Source organism: Roseateles sp. (genome assembly GCF_965262435.1).
Classification (GTDB): Bacteria; Pseudomonadota; Gammaproteobacteria; order Burkholderiales; family Burkholderiaceae_C; genus Paucibacter_A.
The window spans coordinates 5099772-5119760 of record NZ_OZ253537.1; the positions used below are offsets into that span (position 1 = coordinate 5099772).

Sequence of the window (19989 nt, forward strand, 5' to 3'; positions counted from 1 at the left end):
GGCATAACCTTTATATCGATGGAACCTTCACTGGCCTGGCGCTTGGGCCGTGAGGCTTCCCTGACTATCGTCCGACTCGCGGCCCAAGCGCCCGGCCGGCAGCGTCAGCTCAGCTCAGCTCCAACGTCGTACCTCAGAACCTCGATCAAACACCATGCACCAAAAGTTTTCACTGCTTCTCTGCGCCTCAACGATTGCGCTCTCAGCGTGCACTACAACGAGCGAGATCATGAACCAACGCTTAGCAGCCATCCCAGAGCCCGAGCGTGCGTACGTCATTGGCACCTACGCTGTCGATTGCACGCCGCGTGAATCCAAGTGCTCCCACGCTTTCAACTCGATCTCTACGTACTACAGGAACATTGCCGACAAGGAAGTTCGCGGTCGCTTGAACTGGACCACCGGATCGATGTTTGGCACAGACACTGCGCACGACTACATCTGGCCCGACCGACAGGAGAAGGGGCTTCACTTTTGCATTGCTCTGCCCGCAGGACGGTATGAGGTTTACACCTACGACTTCTACAACTTTGCCGGTGGAGGTAGCGGCTATTCCATTCGCGAAGAAGGGCAGTTCAAACTGCCATTCACGCTTGCAGCGGGAGAGGTCGTCAACATCGGCAAGCTGCACATCACCACGAGCACCGGCAGGAACTTCTTTGGCATGACACTACCCGCTCCCGGAGTGCTCTTGCTTTCCAAGAGCACGCCTGAGGCGTCTGCGGAGGCACTAGGCAAGTGCCCACCAAGCACTCGGTCGCGTGCAGTCCGGGATGCATCTTTGGGTTCGACTGACTTCACACCGACTCCGTTTGTGCGAGTGCCAGCGGGTCGTCCGCAGTCGCCGTGAGTTCTAACTCCAAGGTGGAACAGCTTGAGTTCGCTTGCTCTCCGCGACCACCTCTTCTCGACGCTACATCTCGCTGTGCTGAAGCCGAGCGGCTACAAGAAGAAGGGACATTGGAAAATTTAGGCCCACGGAGGCTTGGTTCATGCGTTCAGTTTGCAAGCCAGCCAGCCAGCCAGCTGCTGCAGCTGCGCCGCCACCAGAGCGCCCGCCTGCAAGTTCAGCGCGGCCAGCTCTGGCTGACCCAGGATGGCCGGCTCGAAGACCGGCACCTGCAGGGCGGCGAAAACACCCTGCTGTAAGGCCCGGGCCGCTTTCACTTGGGCGCACCGGGGGCCGGAGGGCTGCCGCATCCGGTTGCAGCGCAGCTCGCGCTGAGGCGGGATGCGTCAGCTGCCAAAGCCATGGCTCTGGCGCGCAAGGCAGATCAATGTCTCGGAGGGGCTGACGCTACAGGGGCTGCGCCAGCCGTGGAGGCGATCCGGCTTCAATGACCGGCTCTACCAAAAGAAGCCCGTCGGTCTTTGATCGTCAGGGGCAGCAATGCCCTTGCCGGACATTCCTGTAGCGTCAAGCGGCACGGGCCAGCACCACAGAGGCAGGGTCACAAGCTCTCAACGCCCCCAAGACTTGGTGTGCGCCATCAGCAGATGAGGCGAAAAGTGCTTTTTTGGGCCCGCTAACTGAGCGATTCCTGCTCAAGAGGCCTTCTTAAGATTGTGAGCGAATCCGCCTCCTGCACCGTGCAGCCCGACGCCCACCACTGTGCAGGCATCAGGGCAGACCCGGTGCCAGGCAACCGCCCTCAGCTGCCGTCCTCTGCCATGACTCCACGTATCGCTTCCTCTGCCGCCAAACTCGTCACGAACGCGCACGCGTCTCACGCGGCTTTTGCCAATCGCCCCTTGCGTCGGCTGATGCTGGCGCGAGGCTGGGGCATTCTGTGCCTGTGCGCACCGACTGCAGCCTGGCCACAGGCGGTCACTACCGGCCCCAGCTACCACTTCGCCGATGCGCGCAGTGGCGCCAATGGCACCGCGGGCAAGGATGCGGTCGGCGGTGGCTCTTGCGTCAGTGGCCCCGTGCCGGGTACGGCGGGTGGTGTCGGGCCCTCGATTGACGAGACAGTCAATTTGAGCCTGATGTCCTTGGTTTACCCGGGCACGCTCATCGGCGTGAGCAGCAGCGGCGGCTATGGCGGTAAAGGCGGCAATGGGGACCCTTCCGGCCAATGCGGCAAGGGTGACTTTAACGGTCAGCCTGGTGGTGCAGGCGGCTCTGTGACCGTGTTCGTGAAGCCCGGTGCCAACCCGGCAGAAGCCATCTACAGCGTCGCAAGCACCGGCGTGGTGGCGGTCAGCCATGGTGGATCGGGCGGCAATGGTGGCGACAACACCCGCGGCAAAGACGACTACAAGGGCGGCGATGGCGGGGCAGGCGGTGCTGGCGGCAATGTCCGGCTGGAGAACGCGCTGTCCATGCAGGTCAGCGGTGGGCTCGGTGCGCTGGGGCTGGTGGCACAAAGCGGTGGCGGCGCCGGTGGCACCGGCGGTGATGCCGCCAACAAAGCCAACGCGGGCAGTGGCAAGAGTGGTGGGGCCGGTGGAAGCGTGGTGCTGCGCAACACCGGCAAGATCCTGACCGACGGCGGTAACGCGATGTCTGCACAGAGCATTGGCGGCTTTGGCGGTGACGGTGGTGAGAACACCAAAAGCCACAGCGGCAGTGGCGGCACGGGCGGCAATGGCGGCACCCTGGCCGTGGACAACACGGGGGCGCTGCAGGTCGGATCGGGGTCCCGCGTGGGTTGCAACGACAGTGTCACCACGAACTGCAATCCCGCGGGCGGATTCGGCCTCGCAGCGCAGTCGGTCGGCGGCGGCGGCGGCCATGCCGGCGCCAGTGCAGGGCTTCACATCCTGGGTGCCGATGGTGGGGCAGCCGGGCATGCGGGCGCCGTGGTGGTGAACAACACCGGATCGGTTTCTGTGTTCAGTCCCGCGAGCACCGCCTTGTTCGCCCAGGCCATTGGCGGTGGCGGCGGCTCGGGCGGCATGGCCATTTCCAGCGGCAGCAAGACCACGGCCGTCGGCGGCGCCGGCGGCGCGGGCGGTGACGGTGGCGCCGTGACCGTCATCAACTGGAACAGCCTGTGCACCGGCGTCGCCTGCAACGGCCAGGACCGCTGGGCGGCCGATGACTCGACCGCAGGTGGTGCGATCGCGCTGGTGGCCCAGAGCATCGGCGGCGGTGGCGGCGTGGGCGGCTTTGCCAAAGCCAAAGGCAAGGCCACGACCATTTTCGGCAACGCCTCGGCCATGGCCGTTGGCGGAACCGGCGGCAGTGGCGGCGTTGGCGCGCAGGTGCTGGTGACCCACGTCGGTCACCTCGGAACCGCCGAGATCAGTTCCCCGGCCTTGCTGGCCCAGAGCATTGGCGGCGGCGGGGGCAGTGCTGGCGGGGCCCTTGCGTATGCGACGGCCCTGGCCGGCGACAGTGCCGCCGTGTCTCATGGGGGTGCCGGCGGAGGCGGTGGCAACGGCGGCAACGTGCTGGTGAACTGCAACAGTTACAGCGCCCTCTCCTCCAGCTTCAGCCCCTGCGCCGGAACCCCTGTACTGACCGCGGTCCGAACGGACTTCCGCATCACCACCACCGGCCTCGCCTCGCCTGGCATCGTGGCCCAGAGCATTGGCGGCGGCGGGGGCGCTGGCGGCTACGCCATGTCGCTGTCCGGCAGCCTGATCGGCTCGCAGTCGCTTGGGTTTGGCGGCAGCGGCGGCGCGGCAGGCACCGGGGGTCAGGTCTTTGCCAGCAGCAACGGACAGAGCATCAGCACCTCCGGGGCGCAATCACCTGGGCTGCTGGCGCAGAGCATCGGCGGCGGTGGCGGCTCCGGCGGCAGCACCATGGACATGAGCCTGGCCTACACCGGCAGCTCCGCCTCTTTGGGTGTGGGCGGCAAAGCGGGCAGTGGTCAATCTGCCGGTGCTGTGGCGGTCCACAACCCCGGTGGCCTGATCAACACCAGCGGCGAAGGATCACAAGGTCTGGTAGCACAGAGCATTGGTGGCGGCGGCGGCAATGGGGGATCGGCCATCACATTGGCGGTCTCCGGACGCTATGCCGGCTCCCTGGCGGTCGGCGGCAATGGTGCCACCGGTGGAACCGGCGGCAACGTGACCCTCGTCAATGAGGACAGCAGCAGCAATCCGACTTACGGACGCGGCGCGATCACCACCCAGGGCAGCGGTGCGAGCGCCCTGGTGGCCCAGAGCATTGGCGGCGGTGGCGGCCATGGCGGCTACTCGGTGGCACTGTCCGGCGCGGAGTTCGTGGCCGGCGCGGTCAGCGTGGGCGGCAGCGGCGGCTCGGGCAACCATGCAGGAACGGTCAACGTCACCAACAAGGGGGCGCTGACCACCCAGGGCGGAGGTGCCCCGGTGCTGCTGGCCCAGAGCATTGGCGGCGGCGGCGGCTCGGGTGGCCATGCCATCGCCGGCACCGTGGCGGGTATGGGCAGCATCAGCATCGGCGCGGGGGGCAGCGGCGGCTCGGGGGCGGCGGCCTCCTCGGTGCAGGTGAACAGCACCGGTGCGATCGCGGCTCAATCCAGCCAGGTCGGGCATGCCCCGGGCATCCTGGCGCAGAGCATCGGCGGCGGCGGTGGCCAAGGCGGCTTCAGCGCCGCAGGTGCGCTGTCCTTTCAAGGCAGTGTCGCGCTGGCCGTGGGCGGTGGCGGTGGCAATGCCGGCAGCGCCGGCACGGTCAGCATCGACCATGGCGCGAGCCTGCTCACCCGCGGTGCCTTTTCTCCTGGCATTCAAGGCCAGAGCCTCGGCGGCAATGGCGGCAATGGGGGGCACACCCTGGCCGGTGCCTTGGCCGGCGGGCTGAGCCTGGCCGCCAACCTGGGTGGCGGCGGTGGCAAGGGTGGCACCGGTGGGGATGTCTGGCTGCATGTCCATGGCCCCGAGCAGCGGCTGGTCACCGAGGGCGACCAATCGCCTGGCGTGCTGGGGCAAAGCCTGGGCGGTTCGGGCGGAACAGGCGGCTGGGCCGCCAGTGCTTCGGTCAGCATGGCGGCAGCGCCCTCCGTCTCCCTGGGTGGCGCGGGTGGCGCCGGTGGCAGGGCCGGTCTGGTGGCCATGACGGCCCGCCTACCCGTGCAAACCAGCGGACACATGGCCCCAGGCCTGGCGGCTCAAAGCATCGGTGGCAACGGTGGCAGCGGCGGCTTCAGCGCCGCAGGTTCGGCCACCACCATCGTGGCGATGGCAACCAGCATCGGCGGCACGGGCGGCACGGGCGGACAAGGGGGTACGGTCAACATCAAGGCCGATGCGCCGGTGCTCACCAGCGGCCAGCAGTCATTCGGCCTGCTGGCGCAGAGCATTGGGGGGAACGGCGGCAATGGCGGCTCGGCCCTGTCGGCCAGCGCATCGACGGGCAACCCGTCCATGGCGGTTTCCGTCGGTGCGGCGGGGGCGGCAGGTGCCACGGGAGGCAGTGGCCAGAACGCCGGCAACGTCGCCGTGGTGGGGCGCAGCACCGTCATCACCCAGGGTCAAGGGGCGGTGGGCGTGGTGGCTCAGAGCATCGGCGGTGGTGGCGGCCAGGGTGGAGCCACCGCCGCGATCGCGGCCTCAGCCTCTGGGGGCGACCCCAACAACAAGAGCATGGCCGCCGCTGTGACGGTGGGCGGCAAGGGAGCTGCCGGAGGCGCCGGAGCCGAGGCCGCAGTGCGCTTGCTGGATGCCGTGCAAACGGGCGTGCCCAGCCGCAACAGCGCTTCGGGCGCGGCCGGCCAAGGCGACCGTGCAGCGGGTGTGCTGGTGCAGAGCATCGGCGGCAGCGGCGGCCAGGGGGGCGCGGCCAGCTCGCACGCCATCGCCGGCTCCGCAGCAGCGGCTGTGGCGATTGGCGGTGGCGGCGGCAGCGGCAGCAACGCGGGCAATGCGCTGCTGAACTTCGATGCACAAACCTATCTGGCCAGCAACGCCGACCTGCTCAAGGCTTACGGCAACAACCCAGCGGCTGCACTCAAGCACTACATCGACTGGGGCTTCGGCGAGGGCCGTCCCACGCAGAGCTTCAATGCGGCGCAGTACATGGCGAACTACAGCGACCTGCAAGCCTCGTTCAACGGCGACCTGGCGGCAGCCACCAATCATTACGTGAGCACCGGCGTCAGCGAGGGCCGCAGCGCGAGCGCGCCCGCCGGCAGCACCCCGGTCGCACTCGCGCTGACCGACAGCGCGAATGCCTTCGTGGACCCGCTGATCTACATCGCGTCCCACCCCGACTTGATCCGTGCCCTGGGCAACGATCCGCTCGCCGGGCTGCGGCATTACCGGGACTGGGGGTATGGGGAAGGTCGCGTGACCAGCAGCTTCAATCCGGCCCAGTACCTGGCCAACTATGCCGACCTGCGGGCCAGCTTTGGTGACGACACCCGCGCCGCCACGGTGCATTGGATCACCACCGGTCAGGCCGAGGGGCGCTCTGCCAGCGCAGCGGCGGGCAGCACCCCGGTCAACAAAGTGACCTTGCCCAGCGTCAGCACCTTCGGTCAGCAGGCCCCCGCCATGGTGGCTCAAAGCATCGGCGGCGGCGGCGGTCAGGGCGGTGCCGCTTCTGCCAGCGCCGTCAGCAACCAGCACGCGGCCTCGGTGGCCGTCGGCGGCTTTGGCGCCGGCGGCGGCGATGCCGGCATGGTGGTGGTGACCCCCACTGGCGCCCTCAACACAACGGGCGCGCAGTCGCCTGGGGTGCTGGCACAGAGCATTGGCGGCGGCGGTGGTCATGGCGGCTCGGCATCGGCCTCCGCAGACGGCTCACAGGGCGCGGTGGAGGCGGCCGGTGTCGCGGCGTACACCGGGCTGGTGGGCTCGACCGTGGGCAATGCCACGGTGGCCGTGGCGCAGAAGTTCAGCCAAGACAACGGCGCCCCGAGCAGCTCGAGCGCCAAGAACGACAACGGCGTGGGGGCCTCCCTCAGCATCGGCGGCGCCGGTGGCCTGGGCGGCAAAGGCAGCGCCGTGGCGGTGGACAGCAGCGCGCTGGTGAGCACCTTGGGCGATCTGTCGGCCGGTCTGTATGCGCAGAGCGTGGGCGGCGGTGGCGGTCACGGCGGCAGCAGCACCAGCAATGCCAAGGGCGGCAACAGTGCAGTCGCCGTCAGCCTCGGAGGCAGCGGCGGCACCGGCGGCGACGCGGGCTCGGTGCAGGTGCGCAACAGCGGCCGCATCGGCACGGCCGGAACCCAGTCCCTGGGCGTCTTTGCTCAAAGCGTGGGCGGCGGCGGCGGTGACGGCGGCTCGGTCAGCGCCACCTCACAGGCCGGCGGCAAGGCCGCCGCCTCCTTGGGTCTGGGCGGCAGCGGCGGCGGCGGTGGCAGTGGCAGCAGCGTCAATTTGATCAACACCGGCAGCGTCAGCACCTGGCAGGGTAACGCCGGTGGGCTGTTCGCCCAGAGCGTGGGCGGGGGCGGTGGCAATGGGGGGGCGGCCAGCACGGCCGCCAGCGTGACACCGGCCGCAGACGATGGCAAAACCAGTGCCAGCACCGGCACGGCCAGTTCATCGCCCAACAACCAGAGCAACTCGGCCAGCGCGGGCAGCGTGTCCGGCAGCACCCCCACCAAGGGAGGCGCCGCAGGGGCCAGCACCGGCTACGCAGCCAGCCTCGCCCTCGGGGGAGCGGGTGGCAAGGCAGGTCATGGTGGCTCGGTAGTGGTGCAGCACAGCGGCAGCGTGAGCACAGGCCTCGCGGTGGAAGACGGTGTGGTTCACAGCATCGCCCACGCCCCGGCCCTGCTGGCCCAGAGTGTGGGCGGCGGCGGTGGCCAAGGGGGAAGCAGCAGCAGCAATGCCGATGCGGCCAAGAGCAGCGTGGCCATCTCGCTGGGTGGCTTGGGCGCTGGCGGTGGAGACGGCGGCACGGTGGTGGTGCATGCCAGCGCCGGCAACCTCAGCACGCGGGGCGCCTTGTCGTCCGGGCTGATCGCGCAAAGCCTGGGCGGCGGTGGCGGCAACGGGGGCTCGTCCACCTCCACGGCCAGCCAAGGCAGTTCGGCCTCGGTGGCCATGGGGCTGGGGGGCACCGCGGGTGGCGGCGGCCACGGCGGAGCGGTGACGGTATGTGGCACACGCCAGTCCGATGGGAGCTGCGGCACTGCGCTGGGCAGCAGCATCAGCACCCGGGGGGTGCAGTCGCATGGCGTGTTCGCCCAGAGTGTGGGCGGCGGCGGTGGCAGCGGCGGAGCCGTCAGCGCGGCAGCCACGGCGGGTGACGCCAGTGGCAGTGACAACAGCGCCAGCACGGGCAATGGCAGCAGTTCGGCTTCTGCCTCCAGCGGTGTGGCGGTGGCAGCCGCATTGGGCGGCAGCGGTGGCAGCGGCGGCTACGGGGGTGATGTCCGACTCTCCATCGCTGCATCGATCAGCACCCTCGGGCCGCGCTCGTCCGCTTTGTTCGCACAAAGTGTCGGCGGGGGTGGCGGTGAGGCCGGCAGCAGCAGCACCAACGCCAGCAGCGGCGCCCATGCGGTGAGCCTGGCGCTGGGCGCCAGCGGTGGCAGCGGCGGTCGGGGCGGCAATGTATCGGTGGACCTGGCCAGCAGCGCCCAGCTGCAAACCAGTGGCCTGATGTCTCAGGGCTTGATGGCTCAGAGCGTGGGCGGCGGCGGCGGCGTGGCAGGTAGCACCAGCGCCACCAGCGCCGATGCCGGCAACAGCAACACCAGCCTGGCCTTGGGCGGCAAGGCGGGGAGCGGCCAAGATGGCGGCATCGTCAAGGTCAACAGCGGTGGCAGCATCAGCACCAGCGGTTGGGGCGCGGATGGCCTGGTGGCGCAAAGCGTTGGGGGTGGCGGTGGTACCGGAGGCGCTGCGTCGAGCAGCGCATCGACAGGAACAGCCTCGGCATCCCTCGCCCTGGGTGGCCAGGGCGGCGCATCCGGCAAAGGTGGCGATGTCGCGGTCGCGCTGTTCTCTGGCAGCGTGAAGACCGAGGCCGAAGCAGCCCGCGCCCTCTTGGTGCAAAGCATTGGCGGCGGCGGTGGCAGCGGCGGCAGCGCCAGCAGCAGCACGAGTGGCGACAGCACGAAGTTCGTCAGCCTCGCGCTGGGTGGCCAAAGCGGCAGCAGTGGCGGCGGCCAGGGCGGCACGGTCAGCGTCAGCGCCACCGGCACCGGCACGACGACACTGGCCACCCGGGGGCATTTCGCCACCGCGGTGATGGCCCAGAGCATCGGCGGCGGCGGCGGCGTTGGCGGCAGCAGCCAAAGCAGCAACACCACCAACGGCAGCAGCTACAGCCTGGGGCTCAACCTGGGGGGCGCTGGCGGCACCGGCGGCAACGGTGGTGCGCTGACGCTGGATATGCGTCAGATCAATTCCAGCGTCAGCACGCAGGGCTTGGCCGCCTTCGGGGTCATGGCACAGAGCATTGGTGGCGGCGGCGGTGTCGGGGGGGCGGCCGCCTGGCAACAGTCCGGCAGCTTGGGCAGCGTCTCGATCAGCAGCCAGCTGGGCGGCAGCGGCGGTGACGGGGGCGATGGCGGCAGCACCTGGCTGATGTCAGACCAGACAGTGAGCACCGCAGGACACCTTGCCGTGGGCCTGCTGGCCCAGAGCGTGGGCGGCGGCGGCGGCGTGGGTGCAGCGGCCACCTCGTCCAGCGAGGGCAGCGCCTTCAGCGGCAGCGTGAACCTGGGCGGCAGCGGCGGCAAAGGCGGCGCGGGCGGCACGGTGGAGCTGGTGCTGGGTCAGCGCGTCAGCACCTCCGGCAACCTGGCGCATGCGGCGGTGGCGCAGAGCATCGGCGGCGGTGGCGGTCTCAACCTCAGCCGGGCCAGCGGCACCGTCCTGGGGAACAGTCAGGCCAAGGCGGGCGCTCGCGTGCTGCTGTCCAGCAGCGCTGCGGTGGAGACCGGCGGCACGGGGGCCGCGGGCCTGGTGGCCCAGAGCATCGGCGGCGGCGGCGGCATGTCGACCTCCTTCGGGTCGGCCACCCTGGGTGGCGCGCCGGGCTTTGCCAACGGCGGCGTGGTGCGGCTGTGCAATGGGCTGGACAGCACCGGCCAGTGCAGCGGCGATGTGGCGCTCTTGGGCAGCATCCGCACCCGTGGCGCACTCGGCCACGGCCTGGTGGCCCAGAGCATTGGCGGAGGCGGCGGGCTGGTGCTCAGCCCGGAGAACCCGCTGCAGACCACCTTGCGCGGCAGCGGTGCCATCGGCAGCGACGTGACCGTCTGGACCGCCCAGGCCATCAGCACACAAGGCCATGGGGCCGCCGGCCTGGTGGCACAGAGCATCGGGGCGGGCGGCGGCCTGGTCGGGGACCACTACTGGGTCACCGGCAGCGTCACCCACAAGCTGACCGCGGCCAGCAGCACGAACCTGTCCACCGGTGCGGCCGTCAGCGTGGATGCATCCAAAGGCTCGCAGGCCTGGAGCACCAGCGGCATGAACGCGCCCGTACTCGTGGCGCAAAGCATTGGCGGTGGGGGCGGCTACTTTGCCCACACCAACCTGACTCAGGCCAGCCGGGTGGACCTGAGCTTCCAGCTCGGCGGCACCGATGGCAGCAGTGACGGCGGCACCGCCCGGGTGAATCTGGGCTCGCGAGCCATCAGCACCGGCGACGCAGGCAGCCTGGGTGTGCTGGCGCAAAGCGTGGCGGGCGGCGGCGGTGTGTTTTCCTGGGTGGCGCCGACCGTGGCGGCGCCCGGCAGTGCGGCCAGCACCAACGCCACCCTGAGCGGCCAACTGGGACAGACCGGCAGTGGCAGCCGCGCCTTCGATGCCAGCGTCAGCGGCAGCCCGTCGATCAGCACCAGCGGCCTGCACTCGGCCGGGCTGGTGGTGCAAAGCGTCTCCAATGGCGGCGGCGTGGCCCTGGCGGCGGGACGTTTGGGCCAGGGCTTCAGCGGCACCATGAACCTGGGCTCGACGGCCACTGGCAAGAACGATTGGAAGTTCAGCGGCCTCGTGACGGCCCAACTGGACGGCGGCAGCATCAGCACCCGGGGCGATATGGCGCCGGCCCTGGTGGCCCAGACGGTCAGCGGCGGTGGCGGTTTGAGCCTGGCGCTGGCCAGCGACGCCAAGCTGGGCGGCCGGCCCGGCAGCCCCGCCTACCCGGGCGAGGATCAGCGGTCCAAGCCGGCCGTGCTCGTGAACAACCGCGCAGCCATCAGCACCACAGGGGCCGGCTCGATCGGCATCGTCGCGCAGAGCGTGGGCAATGGCGGCGGCCTGGCCTATGCCTACAACAGCGCCACACTCGGCGCGGGCGGCAGCGGCGGCCATGGCGGCACGGTGGAGGTCAACAGCTACGCCCCCATCCGCACCTCGGGTGTGAACGCCTACGGCATCCTGGCCCAGAGCGTGGGAGGCGGTGGCGGCGCCGTGATCGGCGTGGGCAATGCCCTGAACGTGACCTACAACAAGGGCAGTGGAGACGCCGGGGCCGTGACCGTCAATGTGTTTGCGGACATCAGCACCAGCGGAAATGGCGCTCACGCCATCGTGGCGCAGTCGATCGCCGGCGGCGGCGGCATCGTCGCCAGCGGAACTCAGACCACCACCTACAAAGGCGGTTCCGGCAAGAGCGGCGATGTGAAGGTGAACTACGCCGCCGGTGTGAAGGTGACGGCCTCAGGCCGAGACGCACACGCCTTATGGGGCTCATCCTCGACCGACCCGGTTGTCGAGGTCGGCGAGGGTGCAAGCTTGGTGGGTGGCAGCGGAGTCGCCGCCATGTACTTCGAAGGCCCCATCAACGAGCTGCACAACCGGGGGCACGTGGGCAGCGCCGACGGGCACGCCGGTCGCGCAGTGCAGACCACCGGAGGCGACATCGCCATCCACAACCATGGTGAGCTGCTGGGTGACCTGCACCTGACCGAGGGCGCGCGCAACGAGGTGCACAACCACAGCGGCGGCAAGATGCTGCACGGTGGCACGCTCAACCTCGGTGGCAGTGGCACGCTGCACAACCAGGGCACGATCATGCACGGCGGCGAGACCGGTGCTGCCACGCGCATCGACGGTCATCTGATTCAAGGGGAAGGCGGCACGCTGGCGCTGCGCATGGACCATGCCAGCGGGGTGGCCGATCAGTTGCACGTCACAGGCAACGCCACCCTCAAGGGCCGCCTGCAACCGGTCCTGCAGACCGCTCACGTGATCACGCCGGGCACGCACTCGCTGGGCACCATCTTCAGCGCGGGCGGGGGCCTGGACGCCAGTGCCTTGTCCGTGGCCGACACGGCCATTCTGGACTTCCGCCTGCACCCCCAGGATGGCAAGCTGGGGTTCAGCGTGCATGCCGACTTCAGCCCCGAGGGCATGAACGAGGACGTGCAGCGCCTGGGCGACCTGCTGGCCTCCGCCCAGTCGGAGTCACGCGACAACTACCGCGAGCTGACCGCCCGCCTGGTGACCCTCTCAAGCCCTGAGGCGCTGCACCAGGTGTACTGGGACCTCAGCGGCGCCGGTGCCACCACGGTGGCGACGGTAGGCACTCGGCTGAGCACCCTGTTCGGGCGCCTGCTGACGGACCGCCTGGGCGCCCTGCCCGCCGCACCTTCATCGAGTCAGCTGACACGGCATGCCTGGGTCCAGGCCCTGGGTGAACGCCACAGCGCCAGCTACGACGGCGCAGGCAGCTCGGATGTCAAGGCCCAGTTGGGCGGTCTGGCCTTCGGGCTTGAAACTTCGCTCGACGCCAACACGATGGTGGGCGCCGCGCTCTCGAGCAACCGCTCCAGCCTGGAGATGTCCCACGGCTACCAAGCGCGCGGGCCTGGCGTTCAGCTGGGCGCCTATGCGGTGCGCCAGGCGGACAGCCGCTGGGGCCAGGTGTACCTGACGGGCTCGCTGACGCATTCACGCCAAACGCTGGATACCGAGCGTCGCTTTGAACTGACAAGCGCCTACCACCAGGCCCAGATGCGCACCGAGGCCTGGGGTGCGCGGATCGAGACGGGCCTGCGCATCAACCCGCCAGGATGGCGCATCGCCCCCTTTGCAGCCTTGCAACTGCAGCACTTCACGATCCAGGCGCATGACGAGGAGGCCTCGGCCCAGCCCCACCTGGCACTGAGCTACCAACGCAGCGCATTCACCCAAGTGCGCAGTGAGCTGGGCGCCGCGGTAGAGGGGCGCATGATGCTGCGAAGCGGCGCCTCGCTCCAGCTGAAGGGACGCCTGGGTTGGGCCCACGAGGCCTGGAGCGAGCACCGCATGGTTGCCGCATTCAAGACCCTCAACGGACGCCCTTTCAGCGTCAGTGGCTTGATGCCCACACCCGATCTGGCCATCCTGTCCGGCCAGGCCGAACTGCGCTTGAGCCCCTCACTGGCTGTGGAGTTCAACCTGCAAGCGGAGTACGGTCGAGACACCCGCACGCAGGCGGGCGGTGTCGCGCTGCGCTACAGCTGGTAAGGAAAAGCCCCTGCGTGCCAAGGCCGCGCAGGGGCCCGCAGCAGGGGCTGGGCGGCCTGAATCGGGCAGGCCGCGTCAAAGCGCCACGCCCTGAGGGCGGCGCCGACTCAGGCTTGGATGCCGAGCAAGGCGCCCGATGCACTCACTGGGGTCCGCAACATACGGAGATTCGCCGCAAAGGGTTTCGCCCCCTGCCCGCGCTCAACCAGGTCTTGGAGTTCGGTATTGCTCGGGACAGCCAGCTGACGCAGTTGGATCTTCACGCCCCCGGTTTCAAGGGTCTGACTTTCAACCTGGTAGCGTCGGAAATCACCAGCCCCCTGATTGGCCGTGTTTCTAGCTGCAGCGCGCAGCCTTTCATAAGCGACAGAGATGCCGGACAAGGCGGTGGACCGGCTGATACCCGTTCTCGGCCTAACGCCAGCATCAAGTGACAGCTCCGAGCACATTGGAGCCGGTCATTCTTGGCACCCGGATGACCGAAGCCACCGAAACCGGTAGGCCGCTCAGCACCACGAAGTCCAATGCATGCAAGCGATCCAACTCAAGGGCGGCACATGGGATGCCAAGGTGCTGGCCTGCCTGGACTCGACGTACGAAAGGAAGGCCGTCTGCACCGGCTGTCGGCACGCGCCAAAGGCGCTCATGAGAGGACACCAAGCACGGCGCGCAACTTGCGAAGCTCAACACGCTTTGATGCCCTAGGGCATGGGCGGCCGGGTGCGAGTGCTAGCCCGGATATTTCACGGGGGACGCGGGAATTGCGTGCGTCCAGGCCGCGGCCAGTGGCGCCGAGACGGCCGCAGCCGATGCCCAGTGGCATCGGCGAGGAGTTGAGGCGTCAGGGGCAAGGTCTGGGCCGCGCAAGCCCGCGTAGGCCCAGTGTCCAAAATGGATCGAAGGTCGAAGCGAGAGACCATCGTGCTCATCGGTTCTGCGGACCGGCCTGGGCCGACCTCGTGAAACATCCGGGCTAGGGGTTGGTCGAATGCTCTGAGCACCCGATGATGGCCCAGCACTGCGAGACCGGCCTGGGCCAGCTCTGCAGCCCACTGCCCCCCATCACCCGGAGCCCCACCGCCATGACACTTGCCATCACCGCTGAACACCTGGCCCAGATCGCTGGACGCAAGACGGCCCTGATGCCGGCCCTGGCCGAGTGGATGAATACCTTGTGCCCGCAGTACCAGATCGACACGGCCCAGGAGTTCGCGCATTTCCTGGCCCAGGCCTGCCACGAGACGGATCACTTCAAGACTCTGCGCGAGTACGCCTCGGGCAAGGCCTACGAGGGCCGCGCCGACCTGGGCAACACGCAGGCCGGCGACGGCGAGCGCTTCCGCGGCCGCGGCATCTTCCAGACCACGGGCCGGGCCAACTACCTGCAGCTCGGCATCAAAAAAGGCTCGCGCGACCTGTTCATCAACAAGCCCGAGCTTCTGGAAGAGCCCGAGATGGCAGTTTGGAGCGCCTGCGAATACTGGCTGACCCGCAACCTCAACGACGCCGCCAACCACCCCGACAGCGACCGCCTGAAAAAGAAGTACCGCGGTAGCGTGCTGGATTTGTCACCCGTCGAGTTCATCAGTTACACGGTCAACGGCGGCAACCGCGGCTTGGAGGACCGCAAGGCGTTTTATGCCAAAGCCTTGGGCATCCTGGGCCAGGCCGAGCTCGCCAGCCTTGGCCGCGCCATGCCGGCCGCTGCGCTGGCACCGAAGAAGAAAGACAAGAAGGCCAGCGTGGCCAAGCCTGCCAAGCCCGCGAAAGCCCCCAAAGCTGCCAAGCCCAGCAAAGAAGCCAAGCCCGCCAAAGCCGAAAAGAAGCCCGCGGCCAAACCCAAGGCTGCTGTACGGACAGCGAAGCGCAAGCACTGAATCAGGAGCCCGCCCCATGAGCAACATGAGCAACATGAACCGCGTCACCGGCATCGGTGGCATCTTCATCAAGTCCGCCCAGCCCGAACTCATGCGCGCCTGGTACCAGCGCCACTTGGGCATCCCCATCGAAGCCTGGGGCGGCAGCGCTTTTCGCTGGCGCGGCGAGCACAACCCCGAAGGCCAGGGCAGCACGGTCTGGAGCATCTTCGAAGCCAGCAGCCGCTACTTCGACCCCAGCACGGCCCCCTTCATGGTGAACTACCGCGTGGCCGATCTGCACGCCCTGCTGGCTCTACTGCGCGCCGAGGGCTGCCAGGTCGACGACAAGGTGGACGAATCCGAGTACGGCAAATTCGGCTGGGTCATGGACCCCGACGGCAACCGCATCGAACTCTGGCAGCCGCCCGCGGGGCAGTGAGCGCAAGCGCCCGGGCCGGGCGCCGCGTTCAGTGCTTCTTCAAGGCTTCGTCGGTGCGGCCGGCGCTTCGAGCTTGCGCGCCGGGCTGACGGTGACGTCGCCGGTCACGGCGCGCTCCGACGAGCGCTGCACGACATTGCTCAGGGCTTGGGACAGGAAGCCCGAATCGAACATGCGACCGATGTTGATCGCGGTCGAGTTCGGGTCGTGGTAGCGCACGCTGTCGCGACGCACCTCGCGCTTCTTCACCGTCAGGGTGCGCGCATCCAGTGTCACCGTCTGGAAGTACATGAAGACCGCGACAAACATCGAGCTGGAGCCCTTTTCGCCGGTCTTCGGGTCGATGGTCTGGTAGTCCCCATCGGCTTGGCCCTCGGCCTGCAGATTCAAATCACCATTGCCCGAGGACTCCAGGCCGGTGTAGCGCTCGCGTGCCAGAGGCTGGATATAGATGCCGATGCCCGCCAGGCGTTCCCCCATGCCTTTGACGCTGGACATATGCCATTTTGGCAAGACGGCCACGATCTCATCCCACTGGCTGCGCTCGGGCGCGGCGCGCAGGTGCTCGATCAGCAGTGACTCCAAGCGCTCCTCGCGCTGGACGTAACGCTTCTCATCGACGTAGGCCATGGCCTGGTCAGGCGGCAGCCAGTCCAGCAGCACACGGCGGGTTTGCGGCTCGCTCTGTTTGAAACCCTCGTCAATGCCCTCCAGCACCAGCCGGTTCAGCACCACGGGGTCCAGGCGCACTTCCTTGCGCGTGTAGGGCGCCAGGTGGGTGCCTGTCTGTTCGCGCTGTCGCACGATGGTGATGCGGTCGCCAATGGCCGCGATCACGGCCACGGTACGCGGCGCCGGGCTCACGCCCTCGGCCGTTTCGGCCCTGGCCGCGCCGCCCAGGCAAGACAACAGAATCCAGGCGGCAGACCAAGCCGGCCAGGCTGAGCCCGCCCTGTTTTCTGCACGGGCAAGCCGGGCGATTCGATCGGTTTTTTTGTTTTTCCGAAGCATATGACCCTCCTCTTTTTTGTGTCACCGCACATCACTGCATGCGGCCGGGGGGCGATTCTGCCTTGATTTCAAGCGAAGTTTGGCTCACTTTCAGACACGCGGGCGCGCCGCGCAGCAGGCGGGTTAGGGATTGAGCAGTGTCGGCATCGGAGACCCGCTGAAAGCCGCGCGCAAATTGGCTTCTGCAAGTTCGCACATCGCACGACGCGTCGGCAGCGAAGCACTGGCAATGTGCGGCGTGAGCACGACCTTGCTGCAGGCCAGCAGTTCCGGGTGCACCTGCGGCTCGCCCTCGAAGACATCGAGGCCGGCCGCCGCCAGGCGCCCTTGCTGCAGGGCGCGTGCCAAGGCCACATCGTCCACCACGCCACCGCGCGCGATATTGGTCAGCGTGGCGCTGGGCTTCATCAGGGCCAGGTCTTGCTCTGCCACCAGATGGTGGGAGGCCGGCGTGTAGGGCACGACAATGACGAGGTGGTCCGCCTCGCGCAGCAGCGCCTCCTTGCTGACCCAGCGCGCGCCGATCGGCGCCTCCTGCTCGGGCGCGAGCCGGCTGCGCTTGTGATAAATCACCTTCATGCCGAAGCCCAGGGCGCCGCGCCGGGCGATGGCCTGGCCGATGCGGCCCATGCCCAAGATGGCCAAGGTGCTGCCGTGGATGTCAGCGCCGGCAAACAAGTCCACGCGCCACTGCTTCCAGTCGCCGCGGCGCAGGTAATGCTCGCTCTCGCTGATGCGCCGGGCGGCGGCCATCATCAGAGCGAAGCCGAAATCGGCCGTGGTTTCGGTCAGCACATCGGGCGCATTGCTGACGCGCACGCCGCGCGCGCTGCAGGCGGCCAGGTCCACATTGTTGTAGCCCACCGTCATCAGGCTGATGACGCGCAACTCGGGGCAGGCATCGAGCAGTTCGGCGGTGATCTGTTCGGTGCCCGAGGCAAACAGGCCGGCCTTGCCTTGCAGGCGCTGGCGCAGCGCCTCGGGACTCAGAGGCTGGTCGTCGTCGGCATAGTCGAGCTCAAAAGCCTCGGCCATGCGCGCGGCAATGTCCGGAAAAATCCGCCGGGCCAGCAGCACGCGCGGTTTCGAAGTCATGGGGGTCGGCATGCGGCGCGCTCCTCAGAACCAGATCAGGCTCATCACGACAAACAAGGGGATCAAGACCGCGCCCGACCAGGCCATATAGCCAAAGAAGCTGGGCATGGCAATGCCGCGCTCCTCAGCGATGGCCTTGACCATGAAGTTGGGCGCATTGCCGATGTAGCTGTTGGCACCCATGAAAACCGAGCCGGCCGAGATGGCCACCAGCGTGGGGGCCAATTGGGTCATCAGCTGCGCCGCATCGCCGCCGGCCAGATTGAAGAACACCAGATAGGTCGGCGCGTTGTCCAGGAAGGAAGACAGAATGCCGCTGAACCAAAAATAGGCCCAGGGCATGGGCTGGCCATCGGGCGCGGTGACGGCGAGGGTGACGGCGGCAAACGCCCCTTGCTCCCCGGCCTTGAGCATGGCCAGCACCGGCGCCATGGTCACGAAGATGGCGGCAAAGAGCTTGGCCACCTCCAGCATGGGCGCCCAGCTGAACTGGTTGCGCGCGCGCACATCACGGGGCGTCAGCACGACCGAGGCCAAGGTCACCAGGACCAGGGCGCCATCGCGCAGCAGGGCCGGCATGCTCAGGCTCACGCCGGCGAGCTGCCAGCCTGGGTGCGCCGGCTTCCACAGCCCGCTCATCAGCACCAGGCCCACCACCACGCCGAGCAAGGCAAAGTTCAGGCTGCCCTCGATGCCGAAGCGGTGGTCGTCCGGCGTGGGATCGCGCGGCAGCACGCCTTCGCGGCGGTAGAAATGGCGGTCCAGCAGGTAGAAGATGGCCAGCAGGCTGCCCACCATGAACAGCGTGTGCGGTGCCAGATGCTGCAGGGTCCAGAAAAAGCTCACGCCTTGCAGAAAGCCCAGGAACAGCGGCGGGTCGCCCAGCGGCGTCAGCGCGCCACCGGCATTGCTGACGATGAAGATGAAGAACACCAGCACATGGACGTTGTGACGGCGGTTGTCGTTGGCGCGGATCAGCGGCCGCACCATCAGCATGGACGCCCCCGTCGTGCCCATCACGCTGGCCAGGGCCGCGCCGACCGCCAGCAAGCCGACATTGAGCCCCGGGCTGCCGTGCAGATTGCCGCGAATGAAGATGCCGCCCGCGGTGGTGAACAGCGCTGTCAGCAGGATCACGAAAGGCAGGTACTCGGCCACGGCGGTGTGCAGCAGCACGCCGCCTGTCGTACCGGCGCCTTCGCGAACCAACAAGGGCAACAGCAGGGCCAGGGCCCAGCCCGCGCTGATCTTGCCGAAATGACGGTGCCAGATCGCTGGCGCCAGCAAGGGCATCAAGGCGATGGACAGCAGCAGACCCGCAAACGGCAGGCCCCAGAGCGCGCCGAAACGGCTGCCGTCCAGATCGGCCGCCAGGGCCGGGCCTGCGGCGCCCGCCAACAACAGCGCCGTGACCCGGCTGACCCAGGTGCGCAAGACCTGGCCCCTCATGCGCCCGCCGCACTCAATCACGGTAGAAGCGGGCGAATTCGGCAACTGGCGCGCGCTCGGTCAGCAGGCTGTTTTCCACCGCGGCGGGGTCGGCGTGACCCAAGGCCATGCCGCAGACCACCATCTGGCCGGGGGCCAGCTGCAGTTCCTCGGAAATCAGGTGGTGGAACTGGGTGAAGGCTGCCTGCGGGCAGGTGTGCAGACCGCGGCCGCGCGCCGCGATCATCACGTTCTCCAGGAACATGCCGTAGTCCAGCCAGCTGCCTTGCTGCATCAAGCGATCGATGGTGAAGATCAGGCCCACGGGCGCATCGAAGAACTGGAAGTTGCGCGCATGTTGGGCCTGCATGCGGGCCTTGTCGGTCTTGGCGATGTCGAGCAGGCCGTACAGATCCCAACCGACCTTGCGGCGGCGGTCGATGTAGGGCGAGACCCACTCAGTCGGGTAGTAGGCGTACTCCTCCGTGTGCTTCGCCAGCTCGACCGGGTCAAGGTAGGCCGCCTGGATGCGGTCCACCAGGCGCTGCCGCGCCGCACCGGTCAGCACATGGACCTGCCAGGGCTGGGTGTTGGTGCCCGAAGGCGCCCGGGACGCCACGTTCAGGATCTCCTCGATCTGGCTCTCCGGCACCTCGGTGGGCAAGAACGCGCGCATGGAACGGCGGGTCACGATGGCGGTGTCTACGGCCGCGGTGTCGGCGGGCGTGACAGGCTGGAACAGATTCGGTGTCGTCATGGCGGGGGCAAAGCGTCCTGGTAGGCGATGCCGAGCTGGGCATCATTGGGGAAATTCAACCACAAAGCGGCGGCCTGCCCGGGAACGCGTGGTCAGCG

10 protein-coding genes are annotated in these 19989 nt (G+C 68.2%); 5 read left to right on the plus strand and 5 right to left on the minus strand.

Translation table 11 applies throughout. The annotated features are described in order from the left end of the window. The first annotated feature begins 229 nt into the window (after nucleotides 1-229). From ACQY39_RS21915 to ACQY39_RS21925, 3 genes are all read left to right on the plus strand, one after another. Complete coding sequence (locus ACQY39_RS21915) at nucleotides 230-850, plus strand: hypothetical protein (protein WP_428509874.1); 621 nt, start codon at nucleotides 230-232, stop codon at nucleotides 848-850. A 14-nt stretch (nucleotides 851-864) separates the two neighbouring features. Beyond that, nucleotides 865-1149, plus strand: a complete 285-nt coding sequence (locus ACQY39_RS21920) for a DUF2917 domain-containing protein (protein ID WP_428510905.1) — start codon at nucleotides 865-867, stop codon at nucleotides 1147-1149. Nucleotides 1150-1671: 522 nt separating this feature from the next. Next, nucleotides 1672-13302, plus strand: a complete 11631-nt coding sequence (locus tag ACQY39_RS21925; protein ID WP_428509876.1) for a hypothetical protein — start codon at nucleotides 1672-1674, stop codon at nucleotides 13300-13302. Nucleotides 13303-13409: 107 nt separating this feature from the next. On the opposite strand, the gene ACQY39_RS21930 is transcribed toward ACQY39_RS21925, so the two are convergent. Beyond that, nucleotides 13410-13685 carry a hypothetical protein gene (locus ACQY39_RS21930; protein ID WP_428509878.1) on the minus strand — a complete coding sequence of 92 codons (276 nt, stop codon included), beginning with the start codon at nucleotides 13683-13685 and terminating at the stop codon, nucleotides 13410-13412. Between the two features lie 699 nt (nucleotides 13686-14384). Between ACQY39_RS21930 and ACQY39_RS21935 the strand changes: the two genes are divergently transcribed. Beyond that, complete coding sequence (locus ACQY39_RS21935; RefSeq protein ID WP_428509880.1) at nucleotides 14385-15179, plus strand: glycoside hydrolase family 19 protein; 795 nt, start codon at nucleotides 14385-14387, stop codon at nucleotides 15177-15179. Nucleotides 15180-15195: 16 nt separating this feature from the next. Next, complete coding sequence (locus tag ACQY39_RS21940; protein ID WP_428509882.1) at nucleotides 15196-15600, plus strand: VOC family protein; 405 nt, start codon at nucleotides 15196-15198, stop codon at nucleotides 15598-15600. A gap of 39 nt (nucleotides 15601-15639) precedes the next feature. Here the strand turns inward: ACQY39_RS21940 and ACQY39_RS21945 are convergent, their stop codons facing one another. From ACQY39_RS21945 to ACQY39_RS21960, 4 genes are all read right to left on the minus strand, one after another. After that, nucleotides 15640-16509 carry a hypothetical protein gene (locus ACQY39_RS21945; RefSeq protein WP_428509884.1) on the minus strand — a complete coding sequence of 290 codons (870 nt, stop codon included), beginning with the start codon at nucleotides 16507-16509 and terminating at the stop codon, nucleotides 15640-15642. A 225-nt stretch (nucleotides 16510-16734) separates the two neighbouring features. After that, a complete protein-coding gene (locus tag ACQY39_RS21950; RefSeq protein ID WP_428509886.1) occupies nucleotides 16735-17706 on the minus strand; it encodes a 2-hydroxyacid dehydrogenase in 972 nt (323 codons plus the stop codon). A 24-nt stretch (nucleotides 17707-17730) separates the two neighbouring features. Further along, a complete protein-coding gene (locus ACQY39_RS21955; RefSeq protein ID WP_428509888.1) occupies nucleotides 17731-19155 on the minus strand; it encodes a sodium:proton antiporter in 1425 nt (474 codons plus the stop codon). A gap of 13 nt (nucleotides 19156-19168) precedes the next feature. Next, complete coding sequence (locus ACQY39_RS21960; protein WP_428509890.1) at nucleotides 19169-19891, minus strand: nitroreductase; 723 nt, start codon at nucleotides 19889-19891, stop codon at nucleotides 19169-19171. Between the last annotated feature and the right edge of the window lie 98 nt (nucleotides 19892-19989).

Excerpts from the sequence above, each read along its gene's own strand:
- ACQY39_RS21915 (WP_428509874.1), top strand. The coding sequence starts at position 230 with ATGAACCAACGCTTAGCAGCCATCCCAGAGCCCGAGCGTGCGTACGTC.
- ACQY39_RS21925 (WP_428509876.1), top strand. The coding sequence starts at position 1,672 with ATGACTCCACGTATCGCTTCCTCTGCCGCCAAACTCGTCACGAACGCG.
- ACQY39_RS21935 (WP_428509880.1), top strand. The coding sequence starts at position 14,385 with ATGACACTTGCCATCACCGCTGAACACCTGGCCCAGATCGCTGGACGC.
- ACQY39_RS21940 (WP_428509882.1), top strand. The coding sequence starts at position 15,196 with ATGAGCAACATGAGCAACATGAACCGCGTCACCGGCATCGGTGGCATC.
- ACQY39_RS21950 (WP_428509886.1), bottom strand. The coding sequence starts at position 17,706 with ATGACTTCGAAACCGCGCGTGCTGCTGGCCCGGCGGATTTTTCCGGAC.
- ACQY39_RS21955 (WP_428509888.1), bottom strand. The coding sequence starts at position 19,155 with ATGAGGGGCCAGGTCTTGCGCACCTGGGTCAGCCGGGTCACGGCGCTG.
- ACQY39_RS21960 (WP_428509890.1), bottom strand. The coding sequence starts at position 19,891 with ATGACGACACCGAATCTGTTCCAGCCTGTCACGCCCGCCGACACCGCG.